Origin of the sequence: Duganella sp. CF458 (assembly GCF_900113115.1) — a bacterium.
GTDB lineage: Bacteria > Pseudomonadota > Gammaproteobacteria > Burkholderiales > Burkholderiaceae_D > Rugamonas.
In genome coordinates this window covers 161,371-179,489 of sequence record NZ_FOOF01000002.1, presented here as the reverse complement: position 1 = coordinate 179,489, position 18,119 = coordinate 161,371, and the positions used below count along the sequence as shown (strand labels likewise).

General features: G+C 63.2%; 18 protein-coding genes. 14 read left to right on the top strand and 4 right to left on the bottom strand.

Annotated elements, in window-relative coordinates:
- Nucleotides 1-77: 77 nt before the first annotated feature.
- Both BM269_RS04015 and BM269_RS04010 read right to left on the bottom strand, forming a co-directional pair.
- Entirely contained in the window at nucleotides 78-269 is a 192-nt protein-coding gene (locus BM269_RS04015; protein ID WP_090435747.1) for a DUF1653 domain-containing protein, read from the bottom strand.
- Nucleotides 266-907: a LysE family transporter gene (locus BM269_RS04010; RefSeq protein ID WP_090435746.1), complete on the bottom strand. Its 642-nt coding sequence runs from the start codon at nucleotides 905-907 to the stop codon at nucleotides 266-268. Before BM269_RS04010 ends, BM269_RS04015 begins: the two co-directional genes overlap by 4 nt.
- A 108-nt stretch (nucleotides 908-1,015) precedes the next feature.
- On the opposite strand from BM269_RS04010, the gene BM269_RS04005 reads away from it, so the two are divergent.
- The 13 genes from BM269_RS04005 to BM269_RS03945 all read left to right on the top strand — a co-directional run bounded on the left by BM269_RS04005 (nucleotide 1,016) and on the right by BM269_RS03945 (nucleotide 14,123).
- Nucleotides 1,016-1,945, top strand: coding sequence for a DUF808 domain-containing protein (locus BM269_RS04005; protein ID WP_090435745.1), 930 nt, complete (start codon nucleotides 1,016-1,018; stop codon nucleotides 1,943-1,945).
- A 44-nt stretch (nucleotides 1,946-1,989) separates the two neighbouring features.
- On the top strand, nucleotides 1,990-2,397 hold the full coding sequence (yiaA, locus tag BM269_RS04000) for an inner membrane protein YiaA (RefSeq protein ID WP_090435744.1): 408 nt from the start codon (nucleotides 1,990-1,992) through the stop codon (nucleotides 2,395-2,397).
- Between the two features lie 110 nt (nucleotides 2,398-2,507).
- Nucleotides 2,508-4,160: a methyl-accepting chemotaxis protein gene (locus tag BM269_RS03995; RefSeq protein WP_090435743.1), complete on the top strand. Its 1,653-nt coding sequence runs from the start codon at nucleotides 2,508-2,510 to the stop codon at nucleotides 4,158-4,160.
- Between the two features lie 17 nt (nucleotides 4,161-4,177).
- Nucleotides 4,178-5,608, top strand: coding sequence for an oxygen-independent coproporphyrinogen III oxidase (gene hemN / locus BM269_RS03990; protein ID WP_090435742.1), 1,431 nt, complete (start codon nucleotides 4,178-4,180; stop codon nucleotides 5,606-5,608).
- Between the two features lie 7 nt (nucleotides 5,609-5,615).
- Entirely contained in the window at nucleotides 5,616-6,398 is a 783-nt protein-coding gene (locus tag BM269_RS03985) for a sulfite exporter TauE/SafE family protein (RefSeq protein WP_090435741.1), read from the top strand.
- A complete protein-coding gene (locus tag BM269_RS03980) occupies nucleotides 6,395-8,842 on the top strand; it encodes a heavy metal translocating P-type ATPase (RefSeq protein ID WP_373994376.1) in 2,448 nt (815 codons plus the stop codon). The genes BM269_RS03985 and BM269_RS03980 overlap by 4 nt, the downstream gene beginning before the upstream one ends.
- A gap of 4 nt (nucleotides 8,843-8,846) precedes the next feature.
- The gene (gene ccoS / locus BM269_RS03975) at nucleotides 8,847-8,993 is read left to right on the top strand and encodes a cbb3-type cytochrome oxidase assembly protein CcoS (RefSeq protein WP_090435740.1); all 147 of its coding nucleotides are present in this window, start codon (nucleotides 8,847-8,849) and stop codon (nucleotides 8,991-8,993) included.
- Nucleotides 8,994-9,071: 78 nt separating this feature from the next.
- Complete coding sequence (gene ccoN, locus BM269_RS03970; RefSeq protein WP_090435739.1) at nucleotides 9,072-10,496, top strand: cytochrome-c oxidase, cbb3-type subunit I; 1,425 nt, start codon at nucleotides 9,072-9,074, stop codon at nucleotides 10,494-10,496.
- A gap of 21 nt (nucleotides 10,497-10,517) precedes the next feature.
- Nucleotides 10,518-11,132 carry a cytochrome-c oxidase, cbb3-type subunit II gene (gene ccoO / locus BM269_RS03965; RefSeq protein WP_090435738.1) on the top strand — a complete coding sequence of 205 codons (615 nt, stop codon included), beginning with the start codon at nucleotides 10,518-10,520 and terminating at the stop codon, nucleotides 11,130-11,132.
- Between the two features lies 1 nt (nucleotide 11,133).
- Nucleotides 11,134-11,280 (top strand): cbb3-type cytochrome oxidase subunit 3, encoded by a 147-nt coding sequence (locus BM269_RS03960; RefSeq protein ID WP_090435737.1) that lies wholly within the window; start codon nucleotides 11,134-11,136, stop codon nucleotides 11,278-11,280.
- On the top strand, nucleotides 11,273-12,205 hold the full coding sequence (gene ccoP / locus BM269_RS03955) for a cytochrome-c oxidase, cbb3-type subunit III (RefSeq protein WP_090435736.1): 933 nt from the start codon (nucleotides 11,273-11,275) through the stop codon (nucleotides 12,203-12,205). Before BM269_RS03960 ends, ccoP begins: the two co-directional genes overlap by 8 nt.
- Before the next feature lie 15 nt (nucleotides 12,206-12,220).
- Nucleotides 12,221-13,588, top strand: a complete 1,368-nt coding sequence (ccoG, locus tag BM269_RS03950; protein WP_090435735.1) for a cytochrome c oxidase accessory protein CcoG — start codon at nucleotides 12,221-12,223, stop codon at nucleotides 13,586-13,588.
- A gap of 10 nt (nucleotides 13,589-13,598) precedes the next feature.
- Complete coding sequence (locus BM269_RS03945; protein ID WP_090435976.1) at nucleotides 13,599-14,123, top strand: FixH family protein; 525 nt, start codon at nucleotides 13,599-13,601, stop codon at nucleotides 14,121-14,123.
- On the opposite strand, the gene BM269_RS03940 is transcribed toward BM269_RS03945, so the two are convergent.
- Entirely contained in the window at nucleotides 14,120-14,638 is a 519-nt protein-coding gene (locus tag BM269_RS03940; RefSeq protein WP_090435734.1) for an RNA polymerase sigma factor, read from the bottom strand. The two genes, BM269_RS03945 and BM269_RS03940, sit on opposite strands and share 4 nt — an antisense overlap.
- Nucleotides 14,639-14,848 (bottom strand): YgaP family membrane protein, encoded by a 210-nt coding sequence (locus BM269_RS03935; RefSeq protein WP_090435733.1) that lies wholly within the window; start codon nucleotides 14,846-14,848, stop codon nucleotides 14,639-14,641.
- Between the two features lie 125 nt (nucleotides 14,849-14,973).
- Between BM269_RS03935 and BM269_RS03930 the strand changes: the two genes are divergently transcribed.
- Nucleotides 14,974-18,090: a response regulator gene (locus tag BM269_RS03930; protein WP_090435732.1), complete on the top strand. Its 3,117-nt coding sequence runs from the start codon at nucleotides 14,974-14,976 to the stop codon at nucleotides 18,088-18,090.
- The last annotated feature ends 29 nt before the right edge of the window (nucleotides 18,091-18,119 follow it).

The following is an 18,119-nucleotide window of genomic DNA, read 5'->3' as shown; positions in this document are numbered from 1 at the left end:
GGGAACGTTCTTAGGCGTTTTCGTTTTTTTATATAACGCCTGAGCCTCCTTGGCGAGGACCCATGTTACAAATAATTTCAAATGGGGGTGAAGCGCTGCACCTGCTTGCCATCCACCTCAATGATTTCGAAGAAAACCTCGCGCGGGCGGCACCAGATGGAGCCGTTGGCTGCCTTGTACACGATCATCGTGCTGTGGTCGGATTCCAGCGTGGCTTCGCACACCAGCTCGTAAAGCCCGCCTTTGTAATGCCGGAATTGGGTGCTCATGCCTGGGAGCCTCCCCGCTTGACGAAGAACAGGGCGCCGCCGATAAACATCAGGAGCCCGCCGAATACGCGATTTTGCATCTTGATGGCAGCAGATTCACGGAAGAAGCGCTGCATCGACGCGGCCAGGAAAGCGTAGCCATGCATGACCACCAGGTCGATCGCAAACATCGTGGCAGCCAGGATGGCCAGCTGCGGCAGCACGGGCGCATGCTGGTTGATGAACTGCGGCAGCACCGCCACCATGAAAATGATGCCCTTGGGGTTGGTGGCATTGGTCAGGAAACCGGTCATGAAACGCTTGCGGAACGATGGCAGCGCGGTTTGCGCCGCCTGGACGCCCTGGCCGGCGGCGACCTTGGCACGCCACTGGCTGATCCCGAGCCAGATCAGGTACAGGGCACCGACGGTCTTCACCACGCTGAAGGCGAATTCGGAGGCGAGCAACAGGGAGCCGACGCCCGCGCCGGCAATCGCCAGCACCAGCAGCAAGCCCAGTTGCAGGCCGAGGATGGTGGCGGAGGTGCGCTTCACGCCATACGACAAGCCATGCGACATCGATAATACGGCGCCTGAGCCAGGCGACACGGCAATGATGCAGGCAGCGATGACAAAGGTGATCCAGGTGGTGAAAGTCATGACCGATTACCGACGAATAAAGAGTTCATTGTAGCGTTGAAGGGGCCCGCTCACAGCGGCGGCGTGTTAGATTGTCGATCCTGTAATTTTTTCTTTGGAGTTAGACGAATGGCCGGTTCCAGCCTGCTTGCACTGATCGACGATATTGCCACCATCCTGGATGACGTGGCTGCCATGAGCAAAGTGGCGGCCAAGAAGACCGCGGGTGTACTGGGCGACGACCTGGCGCTGAACGCGCAACAGGTCGCCGGCGTGCAAGCCGACCGTGAACTGCCTGTTGTTTGGGCAGTAGCGAAGGGTTCTATGATCAACAAGGCGATCCTGGTGCCTGCTGCGCTGGCAATCAGCTATTTCGCGCCATGGGCCATCACCCCGCTGCTGATGCTGGGCGGTGCCTACCTGTGCTTCGAGGGTTTCGAGAAGATTGCCCACAAATTCCTGCACTCGCAGGCGGAAGACGATCAGCACCACAAGGAATTGCTGGACGCGAACCAGAGTGTTGATCTTGTTGCAATGGAAAAGGACAAGATCAAGGGCGCCGTGCGCACCGACTTCATCCTGTCGGCCGAGATCATCGTGATTGCCCTGGGCACCGTGGCTGCCGCGACCTTCATGCAGCAGGTGACAGTGCTGGTTGGTATCGCCGTCGTGATGACGATTGGCGTGTATGGCCTGGTGGGCGCCATCGTGAAGATGGACGATGCCGGCCTCTACCTGACCAAGCGCGCCGGTGCCGGCGTGCAGGCCCTGGGCCGTGTCCTGCTGGCCGCAGCGCCCAAGCTGATGAAATTCCTGTCGGTGGCCGGTACCGTGGCCATGTTCATGGTCGGTGGCGGCATCCTGACCCATGGCATCCCTGGTGCCCATGACCTGATCCACCACGCGGCCGAAGCTGCCGGCTCGGTGGGCGGCGTTGGCCCCCTGCTGGCTGCCGTCACCCCGTCCGTGCTGGACGCCATCGGCGGTGTGATTGCCGGCGCCATCGTGCTGGCGGTCGTCACCATCGGCGGCAAACTGTTGAGCGCGGTCAAACGCTGAACGCCGGGCCGGCGGCACACTGTGATTTTTAACAAGGAGACCCTATGTCGACCCATCACCGACCTTCCGGCGCCTTTGTCGGCGCCTCCTGGAGCGCTTTGCTGCTGGGCGCCGGCGCCTTCCTCGCCGGATTGTGGAATGCCCAGATGCCGCTGAACGAGAAAGGTTATTACCTGACCCTGCTGCTGTACGGCCTGTTCTCGGCCGTTTCGTTGCAGAAATCGGTACGCGACAAGGTGGAAGGCATCCGCGTGTCGAATATGTACTTCGGCCTGTGCTGGGTTTCGACCGGGGCCGCCATCCTGCTGTTGGGTATCGGGATGTGGAACGCCACCCTCACGCTCAGCGAAAAGGGCTTTTATGGCATGGCATTCGCGCTGAGCCTGTTCGCTGCCGTGGCAGTGCAAAAGAATGTGCGTGACAGTTCGGCAATCCCGGCGGAAGCGGCCTGACAGGCCAACCCAGCCAGATTTGATCTACATCATTAAAAAAGCGCGCCCAAGTCCCTAGACTTATCCCTGTGATCTTGCGTTATAGCAAGAAAGTCAACAGGGGGCGCGCGATGCGTAAGAATGTACCGGTAAGCAATCAGGAAGTAGAGCTGGACGAAGACCAGGCGATCGTCTCCAAGACTGACCTGGAAGGCAATATCGTCTACGTCAATCCTTACTTCGAGCACATCAGCGGCTTCTCCGCCGCGGAGCTGATTGGCCAGCCGCAAAACATCATCCGCCACCCGGACATGCCGCCCGAAGCGTTTGCCGACCTGTGGCAAACCATCCGCGCCGGCATCCCCTGGACCGGCCTGGTGAAGAACCGCTGCAAGAACGGCGATTTCTACTGGGTCAAAGCCAACATCACCCCGATCAAGGAAAACGGCCGCAGCACCGGCTATATGTCGGTGCGTACCAAGGCCGAGCGCAGCCAGGTTGCCGCCGCAGCCGAGGCTTACCGCAAACTCAATGCCGGCGAGCGCAATATCCGCATCAAGAATGGCCAGATCGTGCGCCTGGGCCTGTCGAACGTGGCGGCACGCCTGAGCCATGTATCGCTGGCGATGCGCATCTGGCTGGCCACCAGCGTGGTCAATGTGCTGCAGATCGCCGTCTGCGGCGCCGCGCTGTTTGCCGACGGCACCAGCGAACTGACGCGCTGGGGCATCTTCGGCGCCACGGCTGTCGGCTTCCTGATCAACGTCTTCCTGTGGTACACGCTGCGGTCCAGCATGCTGGAGCCGCTGGAGCGTGCACTGGACGGCGCGCGCCTGATTGCCGCCGGGGACCTGAGCGGCTCCTTCGATACCGACAGCACCGACGAAATGGGCCAGTTGCTGCGCGCCCTGCAGCAGATGAACAACAACCTGATCGCCACCATCCGCGACGTGCGCTTCAACATCGATGCGATGGCCGTGGCGACCAAGCAGATCGCCGCCGGCAACGCCGACCTGGCCGGCCGTACCGAGTCGCAGGCCGCCAGCCTGGAAAAGACCGCTTCCAGCATCGAAGAATTCTCGTCGACCGTGAAAGCGAATGCCGAGAACTCGATGGAAGCGAACGCGCTGGCAGTCAGCGCTTCCGACGTGGCGGAGCAGGGCGGCGAAATCGTGTCCGAAGTGATCGCGACGATGGACGAGATCAACACTTCCTCCAGGCGCGTGGTCGACATCATCGGCCTGATTGAAGGGATCGCCTTCCAGACCAATATCCTGGCGCTGAACGCCGCCGTCGAAGCGGCACGTGCCGGTGAGCAGGGCCGTGGCTTCGCCGTGGTGGCGAGCGAGGTGCGCAACCTGGCGCAACGTTCCTCCGCTGCCGCCAAGGACATCAAGCAGCTGATCGAGATCTCGGTGGAAAAAGTCAGCACCGGCATGGAGCGCGCACAGCGCGCCGGCGCCACCATGGACCAGGTGGTGAACTCGGTCAAGCAGGTCACCACCATCATGCACGAGATTTCCACCGCATCGCGCGAGCAGAGCATCGGCGTCGACCAGGTCAACCAGGCCGTCAACCACATGGACCAGGTGACGCAGCAGAACGCCGGCCTGGTCGAAGAAGCTGCCGCAGCGGCAGTCAGCCTGGCCGATGAAGCCGGCCACCTGCGCGACGCCTTCAGCCTGTTCAAATTCGAACGCCCCCGTCACGCGCGCCTGGCGGCTGTCCATGCGGCACGCAGCGCGCAGCAAATCCGCCAGGCGCCGAAACGCCTGGCAGCCTGAGACCGAACGAGAAAATCATGAATACCATTGCAGAACCAACCGTACAGTTTGATGCAGAGCTGATCAGCCGCATGAGCACTTCCGGCCCGCGCTACACCTCGTATCCGACGGCCGACCGTTTCAAGCCGGACTTCAGCTACTCCAGCTTCCTCGAGGCGCAAGCCAACCTGCGCATGCGCGGCGCGCGCGCACCGTTGTCGCTGTATGTGCATATCCCGTTCTGCAACGTGGTCTGCTACTACTGCGCCTGCAATAAGGTGGTGACCAAGGACCGCAGCAAGGCGGTCACCTACCTCGGCTACCTGAAACAGGAAATCGATATGCAGGGCAAGCTGTTCGCCGGCATGAACCGCGTGGAGCAGCTGCACTTCGGCGGCGGCACTCCAACCTACCTGAGCGACGAACAAATGGGCGAGTTGCTGGCACATATGCGCAAGCACTTCGAATTCGCGCCGGACGAAGAAGGCGAGTACTCGATCGAGATCGATCCGCGCACCGTCGATGCGGAGCGCATCCATACCCTGCGCAAGCAGGGCTTCAACCGCGTCAGCATGGGCGTGCAGGACTTCGATCCCGAGGTGCAGAAGGCGGTCAACCGCATCCAGCCTGCCGAAGAAACCCTGGCCGTGATCCAGGCTGCGCGCGACGCCGGCTTCCGCTCCATCAGCGTGGACCTGATCTACGGCCTGCCGAAGCAAAGCATGACCACCATGCAGGCAACGATGGACAAGGTGATCGAGGCCAACCCTGACCGTATCGCGCTGTACAACTACGCGCACATGCCGCACCTGTTCAAGCCGCAGCGCCGCATTGCGGATGACGAGCTGCCAACGCCAGCCGTGAAGCTGGACATGCTGGCGCTGTGCATCGAGCGCCTGACCAAGGCCGGCTATGTCTACATCGGCATGGACCATTTCGCCAAACCGGACGACGACCTCGCCGTGGCACAGCGCCAGGGCCGCCTGCACCGCAACTTCCAGGGCTATTCGACCCACGCCGAAACCGACCTGGTGGCGCTGGGCGTGTCGGCCATCAGCTCGGTGAACGGCACCTACAGCCAGAACGAGAAGACGCTGGACGACTACTATGCACGCCTGGACGAAGGGCGCCTGCCGATCGCACGCGGTTATGCCATGGACAACGACGACCTGCTGCGCCGCATGGTGATCCAGAATCTGATGTGCAATTTCGAGCTGTCGATTTCTGCGCTGGAACTGGGCTACCCGATCCGCTTCAACCAGTACTTCGCCAAGGAACTGCAAAAGCTGCGCGAGTTCGAGCGCGATGGCTTGCTGGCGATCGAGGATGACTGGATTTCCGTCACGCCAAAGGGCCGTCTGCTGATCCGCAACATCTGCATGGTATTCGACCGCCACCTGACTGCCGACCGCGCTGCCGGGACGGCACCGGGCCAGGTGCATCCGCTGCGCTTCTCGCGCACCATTTGAGGAGGCCATGAACCTGCTGCCCATCCTGATTGCCGGCCTGGCCGGCAGTGTGCATTGCGCCGGCATGTGCGGCGGCATCGTCGGCGCGTTCAGCGTTGGCGGTCGGTCCGCCGCGCCGGCGCACGCACGCGTGATCCCGATCGCACGGATGGATATAGGCGGGACCGCCGCCATGTCATGGGCTGGCGCCAACGCAGAAGGACTTGTTCACGTCCTGGCCTATAACACCGGCCGCATTGGCAGCTATATGCTGGCCGGCGCCATTGCAGGCGGCATCGCCGGCAGCGTCGCCAGCCTGGCGCAGATGGCTTCGGCGCAGATGGTCGCGTACTGGCTGGCCAACCTGATGCTGGTTGCGATGGGCCTCTACCTGATGGACGCCTGGCGCGGCCTGGCTCGCGTTGAAGCGGCGGGCGGCGTCCTGTGGCGTCGCGTGCAGCCGCTCGTCAAGCCGCTGGTTCCGATGGATATGGCCTTGAAGGCGCTGGCACTGGGCGGCCTGTGGGGCTGGGTGCCTTGCGGGATGGTCTACAGCATGTTGCTGACTGCCATGCTGTCCGGCTCGGCGCTCGATGGCGCGCTGGTGATGGCCGCCTTCGGCCTGGGAACGTTGCCGATGCTGCTTGCGATGGGCATGGCGGGCGCGAAGCTGCGCCAGTACTTCCAGAAACGTTCGGTACGCGTGGCCTGTGGCCTGCTGGTGCTTGGGTTCGGGATCCTCGGCCTGGCCCGCGCTGCAGGCGGCCGGCATGCGTGGTTCGATGTCCTTTGCCTGACGGTGCAGCCATGATGATGAACGAGATTGCTGCCTGCTTCCATTGCGGCCAGCCTGTGGCGGCAAGCGCCGACTGGCATGTAAGCATCGAAGGCGTCAACCGCGCCATGTGCTGTCCTGGCTGCGCGGCAGTGGCGCAAACCATTGTCGATATCGGCCAGACGAGCTATTACCGCGAGCGGACCGGTTTCGCCGCGCCTGGTGAAGCCGGCGTCGCCGCTACGCTGGTGCCGGCCGCGCTCGCGCTGCCGGAAGACGACCCCAACATCATTTGCGATGGCGACACGCACGAAACCACCTTGCTGGTGGAAGGCATCCGCTGCGTCGCCTGCGTGTGGCTGATCGAGCACCGCCTGCGCCAGGTGGACGGCGTACAGCAGGCCAACCTCAATGTCGCAACCGAAAAGCTGTTCATCCGCTGGGACAAGGACAAGACCACCGCGGCTGCACTGCTGGAAGCCGTGCGTGGCATCGGTTACAACGCCTGGCCTTACGACACCACCCGTCATGACGCGCAGCTGCAGAAAGCCAGCCGCACGCTGGGCCGCCAGCTCTTCGTGGCCGGCCTGTCGATGATGCAGGTGATGATGTACGTCGCGCCCGAATACATGGCCGGCGACGATGGCACGCTGGATGCCGGCATGGCAAGCCTGATGCGCTGGGCCAGCCTGCTCCTGACGCTGCCCGCCATCGCCTACTCCGCCCAGCCTTTCCTGAAAGGCGCCTGGGCCAGCCTGAAAGGCCGCGTGCTGGGCATGGACGTGCCGGTTGCGCTCGGCATCACGGCAGCTTTCATCGGCAGCGCGGTGTCGACCTTCCGCGGTCATGGCGCAGTGTATTACGACTCCGTCACCATGTTCATCTTCCTGCTGCTCGCCAGCCGCTACCTGGAAATGGTGGCGCGGCGCAAAGCGGCCAGCGCTTTGACGCGCCTGCGCCATGGCGTGCCGGAGATGGCGCAGCGCATGGCGGCCTGGCCGGACCTGCGCGATGCGTCCACCGTACCCGCCAGCGTGCTGGCCGCCGGCGACCATATCATCGTCAAAGGCGGCGAGGCGGTGGCCGCCGATTGCGTGGTCGTGGAGGGCAGCACGGCTGTCGACCTGTCGCTGCTGACCGGCGAGAGCGCCCCGCAGCGCAAGCTTGTCGGCGATGCGATTCCCGGCGGCGCCGTCAACGCGGGCGGTCCGGTCGTGCTGCGTGTCGAGAAGCCTGCCCGCGAGAGCACGCTGGCCGGCCTGCTCAAGCTGATTGAACGCGCCGGCAGCGCCAAGCCGCAGATCGCACAATGGGCGGACCGTACTGCATCCTGGTTCGTGGCTGCGCTGCTGTTGTTCGCTGCGGCCAGCCTTGGTTTCTGGTACTGGCATGATGCCTCGCGCGCATGGTCGGTGGCGATTGCGGTGCTGGTGGTGTCCTGCCCATGCGCCTTGTCGCTGGCCACGCCGTCGGCCCTGGCTGCGGCGACCGACCGCCTGCTTCGCAAGGGGTCGTTGGTGGTGCAGCCGCACGTGCTGGAGACGTTGCACCGCGCCACGCATATCGTGTTCGACAAGACCGGCACACTGACGGAAGGCCGTCCAACCGTGCAGAGTGTCGATGCGATCGACGGCGCGCGGATCATTGGCGTCCTGCGCGTGGCGGCGGCACTGGAAACCGGCAGCGCTCACCCGATTGCGCGGGCGATCGGCGCTTCGGCGGACGCCCATGGCGCCGGCGCGGCGAACGCCACCGGATTGCAGGAACTGGCGGGGCAGGGCATGGAAGGCATGGTGAATGGCATCCGCTACCGCCTCGGCAGCGCGGCCTACGTTGCCGGCATCGCGGGTTGCGCCGCGCCGTCTTTGGGCCGGGTAGCCGCGGACGATGCGCCGATGACGACTGTGTGGCTGGGCATGCATGGCCGCTGGCTGGGACGCTTCCTGGTCTCGGACGCGCTGCGGCCGGATGCGCGGCAGACGATCGACTACTTCCAGCGGCTCGGCAAGGAGGTTGTCCTGCTGAGCGGCGACCAGCAGGCGCTCGCCGACAGCGTGGCGGGACAATTGGGCATCAAGAAAGCCATCGGCGACTGCCTGCCGGACGAAAAACTGGCATATGTCCAGGCCCTGCAAGCGCAGGGCGAAGTGGTGGCGATGGTGGGCGACGGGATCAACGACGCCGCCGTCCTCAGCGCAGCCGATGTCTCGTTCGCAATGGGCAGCGGTGCAACCTTGGCACAAGTACACGCCGACTGCGTGCTGCTCGACGCCCGCCTGCCGCTGCTGGCCGATACCGCCCGCAGCGCGAGAAAAACCATGGGCGTGATCCGCCAGAACCTGGCCTGGGCCACGCTGTACAACATCGTTGCCATTCCGGCAGCAGCTTTCGGTGTGCTCAATCCGTGGCTGTCCGGAGTCGGCATGGCGGCCAGCTCCGCCATCGTCGTTATCAACGCGCTGCGCTTGCGCCGAGGTTAAAAGAATGGAATCGCTGTACCTGCTCATCCCCATCAGCGTAGGCCTGGTTTTCGGCGCGCTATGGCTGTTTTTCAAGGCTTCGGACGATGGCCAGTTCGACGATCTGGTAGGTCCTGCCATCCGGGTTTTACAGGACGACGACCGGATTTGATCCACGTCATGTTTTTTTGAAGTGCTCCTAGGTAACCTTTGACATATCTCATCAAAGTGTCTGCCTGGAGAATTCAAAGTGGATCAATCACTGGACTACAACTACAAGGTCGTGAAGCAGTTCGCGATCGCCACCATAGTGTGGGGCGTTGTGGGCATGCTGGTCGGCGTCATCATCGCCGCCCAACTTGCCTGGCCCGCCCTGAACCTGGACATTCCCTGGCTGACCTACGGCCGCCTGCGCCCCCTGCATACCAATGCAGTGATCTTCGCCTTCGGCATCAGCGGCCTGTTCGCCACTTCCTACTACGTGGTCCAGCGCACCTGCCAGGTGCGCCTGTTCTCCGACCAGCTGGCAGCCTTCACCTTCTGGGGCTGGCAAGCCGTGATCCTGGCCGCCGTGGTCACCCTGCCAATGGGTTTCACCCGCGGCAAGGAATACGCTGAACTGGAATGGCCGATCTCGATCCTGATCGCCCTGGTGTGGGTTTCCTACGCGGTGGTCTTCTTCGGCACCATCGTCAAGCGCAAGGTCAAGCACATCTACGTCGCCAACTGGTTCTTCGGCGGCTACATCCTGGCCGTGACCCTGCTGCACGTAGTGAACTCGATGTCAATGCCGGCCTCGCTGTTCAAGTCCTACTCCATGTACACCGGCGTGCAGGACGCGATGATCCAGTGGTGGTACGGCCACAACGCCGTGGGCTTCATCCTGACCGCCGGCTACCTGGGCATGGTGTACTACTTCATCCCGAAACAGGCCGAACGCCCTGTGTATTCGTACAAGCTGTCGATCGTGCACTTCTGGGCGCTGATCTTCACCTATATGTGGGCCGGTCCGCACCACCTGCACTACACCGCGCTGCCCGACTGGGCGCAATCGCTTGGCATGGTGTTCTCCCTGATCCTGCTGGCGCCAAGCTGGGGCGGCATGATCAACGGCATGATGACCCTCTCCGGCGCATGGCACAAGCTGCGCACCGACCCGATCCTGAAGCTGATGATCGTGTCTCTGTCCTTCTACGGCATGGCCACCTTCGAAGGCCCGATGATGTCGATCAAGACCGTCAACGCGCTGTCGCACTACACCGACTGGGGCATCGCCCACGTTCACGGCGGCGCACTGGGCTGGGTGGGCTTCATCACCATGGGCTCGATCTACTACCTGATTCCGCGCATGGCCGGCCAGACCAGGATGTACAGCACCAGGTTGATCGACCTGCACTTCTGGGTCGCCACCATCGGCGTCGTCCTGTACATCGCCGCAATGTGGATTGCCGGCGTAATGCAAGGCCTGATGTGGCGCGCAGTGAATGCCGACGGCACCCTGACCTACACCTTCGTGGAAAGCGTCAAGGCCACCTACCCGTACTACGTGGTGCGCTTCCTGGGCGGCCTGCTGTACCTGGCCGGCATGTGCGTGATGGCCTACAACGCCTGGATGACCCTGAAGGGCCGCGAAACCACCCGTGCACGCATCCCTGAACTGGGCCTCGCGGCGTAATGCAGCATATCGGAGCAAATGATGAAATTTTCCCATGAATGGATTGAGAAGAACCCCTGGCTGCTGATCGCGCTGGTCACGCTGGTGGTTTCGGTGGGCGGCGCGGTGGAAATCATCCCTCTGTTCTTCCAGAAGTCGACCACGGAGCCAGTGGCGGGCCTGAAGCCTTACTCCGCCCTGCGCCTGACCGGCCGCGATATCTATGTGCGCGAAGGCTGCTACACCTGCCACTCGCAGATGGTGCGCCCGTTCCGTGCCGAGACCGAGCGCTACGGCCACTACTCGGTGGCGGGCGAGTTTGTGTATGACCGCCCATTCCAGTGGGGCTCCAAGCGCACCGGTCCCGACCTGGCGCGCGTCGGCGGCCGCTACAGCGACGAATGGCACCGCACCCACCTGAACAACCCGCGCGACGTGGTGCCGGAATCGAACATGCCTAACTACCCGTGGCTGGCGCAGAACAAGCTGAAGCCGGAGGAAGTGGTACCGAAGATGCGCGCGCTGAAGCGCATGGGCGATCCGTACACGGAAGAGGAAATCGCCGCCGCACCGGCCGAACTGGCCAACAAGACGGAAGAGGATGCACTGGTGGCTTACCTGCAAGGCCTGGGCACCCTGATCAAGACGAGGAACTGAAATGGAAAACTTTTTTGGCAATGCGAGCAATGTGATGACGGTGGTTTCGTTCCTCACTTTCCTCGGCATCGTATGGTGGGCCCAGCGCGGTAACTGGGAAGAAGCGGCCAAGCTGCCTTTCGCGGACGAGGAGAAGGACCATGGCTGATTTCACCAGCGAATTCTGGAACCTGTACGTGGTCGTCCTGACTGTCATCGGCATCGTCGGCTGCGGCGTGCTGCTGTGGTCCCAGTCGTCCGTCAAAGGTTCGGCCCTGAAGTCGGTGGACGGCAAAGTCGGCACCACCGGCCATATCTGGGACGAAGACCTGACCGAGCTCAATACGCCGATGCCGCGTTGGTGGATGTGGCTGTTCTACCTGACCATTGCTTTCGCCATCGGCTACCTGTGGCTGTACCCGGGCCTGGGCAGCTACCAGGGCTCGCTGGGCTGGACTTCCGCCAAGGAGCACAAGGAGGAGCTGGCCAAGGCCGAGAAGGACTACGGCCCGCTGTTCGACAAATACAAGGGCCAGGACCTGAAAACCGTCGCGGCGGACCCGCAGGCTCACGCGATCGGCGAGCGCCTGTTCCTGACCTACTGCGCGCAGTGCCACGGTTCCGATGCGCGCGGCAACAAAGGCTTCCCCAACCTGGCCGACAAGGACTGGCTGCATGGCGGCGATCCCGACACCATCAAGCTGACCATCATGAAGGGCCGCCACGGCGTGATGCCGCCAATGGGTGCGGCGGTAGGTTCGGAGAAGGATATCGAGAACGTGACGCAATACGTCCTGAGCCTGTCCGACAGCACGCACGACCCGATCAAGTCGGTCATGGGCAAGTCGAAGTTCAGCGCCTGCATGGCCTGTCACGGTGCGGGTGGCAAGGGCAACCCGATGCTGGGCGCACCCAACCTGAGCGACAAGACCTGGCTGTACGGCGGCAGCGCCGAGACGATCATGGAAACCATCCGCAAGGGCCGCAACAACACCATGCCCGCGTTCGATGACTTCCTCGGAGAAGGCAAAGTGCACGTGCTGGCCGCCTACGTATGGGGCCTGTCCAACCCTCCAGTCACCGCGATGAAATAGCAACAAGGTAGTGTTATGAACGCCCCCGCACCACAAGTCATCAAGATGTACGCCAAGCGCGAGGACATTTTCCCGCGCGAGGTGAAAGGCCATTACCAGAACCTGCGCTGGATCTGCCTGATCCTGACGCAACTGGTCTTCTACGGAGCGCCCTGGTTGCAATGGAATGGCCGCCAAGCCATCCTGTTCGACCTGGTGACGCGCAAGTTCTACATCTTTGGCCTGGTCTTGTGGCCGCAGGACTTCATCTACCTGGCGGCCATGTTGATCGCCTGTGCCTGGGGCCTGTTCCTGGTCACGGCGGTTGCAGGCCGCGTGTGGTGCGGCTTCTCTTGCCCGCAAACGGTCTACACGGAAATGTTCCTGTGGATCGAGCGCAAATTCGAAGGTTCGCGCAGTGCGCAGATGCGCCTTGCCAAAGAAACGTGGACCTTCAACAAAATCTGGCGCAAGGGCGGCAAGCATGCAGCGTGGCTGCTGCTGGCCCTGTGGACCGGCTTTACCTTCGTTGGCTACTTCTCACCGATCGGCACCCTGGCGTTCGAGGCGCTGACCTTCAACTTCGGTCCGTGGGAATGGTTCTGGGTCGGCTTCTACAGCCTGGCCACCTATGGCAACGCGGGCTGGCTGCGCGAGCAGGTGTGCAAGTACATGTGCCCCTACGCCCGCTTCCAGAGCGCGATGTTCGACCGCGACACGCTGATCATCACCTATGACGAAAAGCGCGGCGAGCCACGCGGCCCCAAGTCGGACGGCTCGTGCATCGACTGCTCGCTGTGCGTGCAGGTATGCCCGACCGGCATCGACATCCGCAAAGGCCTGCAGTACGAATGCATCGGCTGCGCGGCATGCATCGATGCCTGCGACATCGTGATGGACAAGATCGAACAGCCGCGCGGCCTGATCCGCTACAGCACCGATCGCGCGATGGCGCAGGGCTTGAGCGCGAAAGAGATCCGCAAGCGCGTGATGCGTCCACGCGTGCTGCTTTACACCGGCGGCCTGCTGCTGTTCATCGTTGCGGTATTCACCACCCTGGCACTGCGCACGCCGCTGAAGATGGACGTGATCCGCGACCGCGGCTCGATGGGCCGCGAGGTGGAAAACGGCATGATCGAGAACGTGTACCGCCTGCAGATCATGAACACCACCGAGCAAGGCCATACCTACCGTATCCGCGCCAGCGGCATCGATACGCTGCAGGTTGCCGTGCCGGACACCGTGGAAGTGGGACCGACCGAAACCCGCGCCGTGCCGATCCGCCTGCGCGTGGATCACGGCAAGGGCGAGGCCGGTTCCAACAAGATTGCGATCGAACTGACGGCGCTGGACGATGCTTCGCTGGCCGTCAAGGAAAAAGCGGTATTTATCGTGCCGCGCTAAGGAGATGGAAATGAACGTTAACGTCGCCCCCGCCGGCGCTTCCCCCTGGTATACCCACCGCTGGCCATGGCTGTTGATGCTCGGCCCTGCCGTTGTAGCGGTGGCGGGCTTCGCCACCAGCTATGTCGCCTTCACCAGCCAGGATGCGCTGGTAGTGGGCGACTATTACAAGCAGGGCAAGGCGATCAACCAGGACTTGCGCCGCGACCGCGCTGCTGCTGCCCTCGGCCTGTCGATCGGGTTGCGCTACGATGCGGCGCAAGGCTTGCTGCACGGCCATGTCGCCAGCGCCAAGCCGCTCGCCGATGCAACGCTGTCCATCCGCCTGCAGCACGCTACCCAGCCGGCCCGCGATATGGTGCTGATGGCCCGCCCCGATGCGCAAGGTGATTTCAGCGTTGCCTTGCCGATGTTGGAACGCTCGCGCTGGCAAGTGCTGGTGGAAGGCATGCAGCGCGACTGGCGCCTGGAAGGCGCATGGCAATGGCCGAGCGAGCGCGAAGTGGCGATCCGCGCGGACGCGGGCAAACCCTAACCGACCAGATACTCACGCGCCAGCGTACGCGCGCGGTGCAGGCGGCTCTTGGTAGCCGCCGTCGTCAGCCCCAATTCCTGCGCAATCTCCGCAATGCTCAACTCCTCGAAATCGCGCAGCAGCACGATCTGCAGGTAGTCGCGCGGCAGCGATTCCAGCGCCTGCACCAATTCCGTCCGCAAGCCGGCGTCATCCTGGGACGCCAGCCACTGCTCCGCGCGCTCTTCGTCGTAAGGATCGAAATGGAAAGCGCGCCGGCCCAGCCGCCGGCATTCGCGCTGCACCACCTTGAACAGCCACCCCGAAAACGCGGCCAGCACCTTCAGCGACGACAGGCGGCGCGACATCACCAGCAGCACCTCCTGCACCGCATCATCGACGTCGCTGACCAGGCAATTGCGCTGGGCGTAGCGGCGGATATCCGGTTGGCACACTGCCAGCAGCTTGGCCAGCGCCTGCGGATCGCCGCCGTGGGCCGCCTGTAGCACCGGCTGGTGCTGTTCAAGAAGTGCCATTTACCGTTTCGCCTTATCCAGTTTGCGGCCAACCATGGCGCAGGCCGGGCAGAAGCCAACGAGCCCGGACAGGACGATGCCCGCCGCCGACAGCGCCAACACGGTGCCCCAAAGGCCGCCCAGGGCCGGCACGCTCCACGCCACCACGGCCAAACCGGCAATCACGCGCAACGCCCGCTCCCAAATTGGTACATTTTTAACATAGAACATTTTGCACTCCTTTTCGCTTTGGAGGGAAATTCCTCACCGGATAAGAGGAGTCGCTGCGTCATTTGGATTCGCGGTTACAAAAATAATTTACACTAGCGAGCAGCTCCCTCGCCCAAAGGACGTCAATGAAGCCTCTCGGGATCAATGTGAAGGTCGCTCTTGCCACCAGCATCACGTCGATCGTGATGATCGCCGTGGTGACCGTGTTGCAGGCACAACGCCTGCGCGAGGACTTCACCAAGGTGCTGTTTGCGCAGCAGGATGCCTTGATCGCCCGCACGGCCGAAGACCTTGACGACAAGCTGACCGCCTTGTTGGACGTGATCGCCCAATCCGCGCGCAAGCAGCCGCGCAGCCTGATGGGCGATCCCGCCGGCCTGCGCAACTGGTACGAAGAGCGCGCCATGCTGTCGATGTTCGACGACGTCATCGTCATCGACGGTGCCGGCTTGGTGGTGGCCGACGTTCCGCACGTCGCCGGCAGGGAAAAAGTCTCGGTGGCGGACCGCGAATACTTCAAGAAGGTGCTTGAAACACGCAAGCCGCTGATCGCGGGCCCGATCAAGAGCCGCGTCAGCGGCCAGCCCATCGTTCAGATGGTGGCGCCTATCCTGGACGATCGCGGCAAGGTGGTCGGCATGCTGGCCGGTGTGCTGCGCCTGTACAAGGACAATATGCTGGGCCACTTGCGCACCGCCAAGGTCGGCAAGACCGGCTATTACTTCGCCGTAACGATCGCCGAGCCTTCGATCTATGTGGTGCATCCCGACGCCAGCCGTATCCTGCAGCCGCGCGCTCCGAATGCCAATCCCGCCACCACGCGTGCAATGAAGGAAGGATTCGTTGGCACGGTCCTCAGCGTCAATTCCGCCGGCGTGCCTGGCGTGACCAGCTACCGGCGGCTGAAGTCCACCGATTGGCTGCTTGCCTCGATCCTGCCGGTGAAAGAAGCGTTTGAGCCTTTCGAAGGGGTGCAGCTGCACCTGCTGGCCTGGGGCGTGGCGGCGTCCGTCATTTCGGCCCTGCTGCTCGGCTGGATTACGCTCTACCTGCTGGCGCCGGTCGCCAGACTGCGCAATGCGATCCAGGACTTGCGCGCCAAGCCGGGCGCGTTCGCGCCGATTCCGGTCACCCGCAAGGATGAAATCGGCGAGCTGACGGAAGCGTTCAATAGCCTGATGCACGAGCGGCAGGCGGCCGAAACCCACTTGCAAACGTTAATGGCGGAGGCCGACCTGCGCGCCGTGGAACTGGAACAGGAGCGGGACCGCGCGGAAGCCGCCAACCGCGCCAAGACCGACTTCGTGGCCAATATGAGCCATGAGATCCGCACGCCGATGAATGCGGTGCTGGGCATGGTGTATCTGCTGGGGAATACCTCGCTCAGCGCGCAGCAGCGCAAGTACCTGACCATGATCCGCACTTCGGGCCAGTCCTTGCTGGGCATCCTGAACGACGTGCTGGACTTCTCCAAGATCGAAGCGCGCCGCATGGAACTGGCGCCGATCGACTTCGACCTGGACGAGACGATGGCGACCCTGGCCACCACCATGACCATGAATGGGGGCGACAAGGAGCTCGAGCTGGCCATCGTGGTGGCGCCGGACGTACCAAGCCTGCTGCATGGCGACGCACTGCGGCTGCAGCAGATCCTGACCAACCTGGCCGGCAATGCGATCAAGTTTACCGAGCGGGGCGAGGTTGTGGTCTCGGTGCGAACGGCTGTACGGGTGGCCGACCGCGTGCTGCTGTGCTTTGAAGTCCGCGATACCGGCATCGGCATGACCGAGCAGCAGACTACCCAGTTATTCACCGCTTTCTCCCAGGGCGACGAGAGCATCACGCGCCGCTTCGGCGGCACCGGCCTGGGCCTGGCCATCACGCGCCGCCTGGTGGAACTGATGGGCGGGCAGGTGCAGCTTCAGACCATCCCCGGCGCGGGCAGCACGTTCTCCTTCGAGCTGTGGTTCGGCGTGCTGCCGGACCGCAGTGAGGCACGACGGTTGCCCGCCATGGGCCGGCTGAACGTGCTGGTGGCGGACGACAACAGCACCAGCCGCGCCATGATCACCCAATTGTTGCGCGCGTGGGGCTGGGACGCGGACGAAGCCGATTCCGGCGCAGCGGCGCTGCAACGCTTCCGGCAGCAACTTGCCAGTCCACATCCTTACGACGTGGTATTGACCGATTGGCATATGCCGGGCTCGGACGGCTACGCTTCCGCACGCGAGATCCGGCGTGCTGCCGAAGGCCATCGCCAGCCTATCGTGGTGACCATCAATGCCTTTGCGCGTGCCCAGGTCGACGACATTGCCGGCACGCCGGAGGCTGACGTCGTGCTGATCAAGCCGATCACCGCATCCAGCCTGTTCGATGCCATGCACCAGGCGCTGGCGGCAACCAGCGGCGCCGAAGACGTTTCGGCGTCCGCATCCGCTCTTGGCAATCGCCTGCGCGGCGTGCATTTCCTGCTGGTCGAGGACAATCCGCTGAACCAGGCCGTTGCGCGCGGCATTCTCGAACTTGCCGGCGCCACGCTCGACGTGGTGGGAGATGGCCAGCAGGCTGTGGATATCCTGCGCACCAGCGCCAGCCGCTATGACATCGTGCTGATGGATATGCAGATGCCGGTACTCGATGGTTTCAGCGCTACGCGCGTGATCCGCGAAGAACTGAAACTGGACCTGCCGGTGATTGCGATGACAGCCGGCGTGCTGGCGTCCGAGCGCCACCGCTGTACCGAGGCCGGCGTCACCGGCTTCATTGCCAAGCCTGTCGTGGTGGAGGAAATGATGGCGGTGATCGAGCATAACCTGCACATGGCCCCTGCGCGCGCCAACCCGGCGAACGATGCCGCCCCGGCGATTGCAGGGCAAGTTTCGACGGAACAGGTGTTCAGCATGGATAGCCTGATGCGGGTAATGGGCAAGGACCAGAAGGGCCGGGCGGTCATGTTCAAGATGGTGCGCGGTGCGCTGGAAGGCGGTCTGCAGCCGATGGATGATGCCGACGCCGCCGTGCGCGCAGGGCGTCCAGGTGAAGCGGCGCGCATCCTACATAGCCTGCGCGGTGCAGTCGGCGTGCTGGGCGCAAAGCGGCTGGTGAAGGCCACGCTGGACGCGGAGTCGGCAATCCGCGTCGGCGATCCGGACACGCTGCCCGACATGCTGACTGCCGTGCGCCATGAACTCGAGCAAGTCCTGGCGCACGGACGCCGCTGGCTGGAGCAGGAGGACCGCTAGCTTTCGCGGCGGTTCATGCAGGCGCCCGG

What these genes read in the sequence shown, in the direction of transcription:
- BM269_RS04010 (WP_090435746.1), bottom strand. Translation starts at nt 907, where the DNA reads ATGACTTTCACCACCTGGATCACCTTTGTCATCGCTGCCTGCATCATT.
- BM269_RS03960 (WP_090435737.1), top strand. Translation starts at nt 11,134, where the DNA reads ATGGAAAACTTTTTTGGCAATGCGAGCAATGTGATGACGGTGGTTTCG.
- BM269_RS03980 (WP_373994376.1), top strand. Translation starts at nt 6,395, where the DNA reads ATGATGATGAACGAGATTGCTGCCTGCTTCCATTGCGGCCAGCCTGTG.
- ccoG (WP_090435735.1), top strand. Translation starts at nt 12,221, where the DNA reads ATGAACGCCCCCGCACCACAAGTCATCAAGATGTACGCCAAGCGCGAG.
- hemN (WP_090435742.1), top strand. Translation starts at nt 4,178, where the DNA reads ATGAATACCATTGCAGAACCAACCGTACAGTTTGATGCAGAGCTGATC.
- ccoS (WP_090435740.1), top strand. Translation starts at nt 8,847, where the DNA reads ATGGAATCGCTGTACCTGCTCATCCCCATCAGCGTAGGCCTGGTTTTC.
- ccoP (WP_090435736.1), top strand. Translation starts at nt 11,273, where the DNA reads ATGGCTGATTTCACCAGCGAATTCTGGAACCTGTACGTGGTCGTCCTG.
- BM269_RS04015 (WP_090435747.1), bottom strand. Translation starts at nt 269, where the DNA reads ATGAGCACCCAATTCCGGCATTACAAAGGCGGGCTTTACGAGCTGGTG.
- BM269_RS03995 (WP_090435743.1), top strand. Translation starts at nt 2,508, where the DNA reads ATGCGTAAGAATGTACCGGTAAGCAATCAGGAAGTAGAGCTGGACGAA.
- BM269_RS03935 (WP_090435733.1), bottom strand. Translation starts at nt 14,848, where the DNA reads ATGTTCTATGTTAAAAATGTACCAATTTGGGAGCGGGCGTTGCGCGTG.
- ccoO (WP_090435738.1), top strand. Translation starts at nt 10,518, where the DNA reads ATGAAATTTTCCCATGAATGGATTGAGAAGAACCCCTGGCTGCTGATC.
- BM269_RS03945 (WP_090435976.1), top strand. Translation starts at nt 13,599, where the DNA reads ATGAACGTTAACGTCGCCCCCGCCGGCGCTTCCCCCTGGTATACCCAC.
- BM269_RS04005 (WP_090435745.1), top strand. Translation starts at nt 1,016, where the DNA reads ATGGCCGGTTCCAGCCTGCTTGCACTGATCGACGATATTGCCACCATC.
- yiaA (WP_090435744.1), top strand. Translation starts at nt 1,990, where the DNA reads ATGTCGACCCATCACCGACCTTCCGGCGCCTTTGTCGGCGCCTCCTGG.
- BM269_RS03930 (WP_090435732.1), top strand. Translation starts at nt 14,974, where the DNA reads ATGAAGCCTCTCGGGATCAATGTGAAGGTCGCTCTTGCCACCAGCATC.
- BM269_RS03985 (WP_090435741.1), top strand. Translation starts at nt 5,616, where the DNA reads ATGAACCTGCTGCCCATCCTGATTGCCGGCCTGGCCGGCAGTGTGCAT.
- BM269_RS03940 (WP_090435734.1), bottom strand. Translation starts at nt 14,638, where the DNA reads ATGGCACTTCTTGAACAGCACCAGCCGGTGCTACAGGCGGCCCACGGC.